The sequence below is a fragment of the Acidithrix ferrooxidans genome (assembly GCF_000949295.1).
GTDB classification, from domain to species: domain Bacteria; phylum Actinomycetota; class Acidimicrobiia; order Acidimicrobiales; family Acidimicrobiaceae; genus Acidithrix; species Acidithrix ferrooxidans.
Genome location: NZ_JXYS01000183.1, coordinates 1 through 643, shown reverse-complemented (window position 1 = coordinate 643; position 643 = coordinate 1). Strand labels below are relative to the sequence as shown.

Here is a 643-nt window from a genome sequence, read left to right as displayed (position 1 = left end):
CCTAGATGGTGCTGGCATTATCTGACCAAGGATAACTTGCGCATTTGGGCTTTCAAGGATTGCAGTGTCATCAATGCAATCACCACCGGCCAAGATAGATGCAATGATAGCCATAGCTTTTCTGCCAACATTTGCTCGTCCAGGACGATCCTCTAGGTCAATGTGTAAATCAAAGAGATCCCTAAGGCCAAGTCTCTCAGCAAGGGTGATAGGGAGTATTAACCCACTGTTGGAAACTGCGTTCGAATCGTCAAAGGTGACTATCAAACACTCTAAAGCACTAGTAGATGCTTGCATCTAAAAGGTGCTCCTTGAACTGATGGATTTGAATTGTGTTCAAACATCATTCTACCAGTTCAGAGCACCTTTTCTATACCAAAATCAAAGTTGAGCGGCTAAATTTTCGGTGGATCCAGGCTAAGTCCTAACGCCTAAATGGATAAGTTTTCCAAGCAATCCAATTCAACCAGTCAAGATTTAACCCAGTGGCAAATGTCGGTTATCGCATTGGACTTTGACCCAAGAGAATTCAAAAATCTACAACCAGCGATATCTCAATCTGCTCAAACGCACTACCATGAATGGGTGGGGTGGGTCAAAAATATCTTGCTGCTAGTGGGTCAAAAATAGGTTGCTGGCAACA

The 643-nt window shown here is 43.4% G+C and carries 1 pseudogene; it reads right to left on the bottom strand.

Going from position 1 to position 643, the window contains the following annotated elements:
* Nucleotides 1–297 (bottom strand): annotated as a pseudogene (locus AXFE_RS18130) (IS1380 family transposase); the annotation flags it as partial.
* Between the last annotated feature and the right edge of the window lie 346 nt (nt 298–643).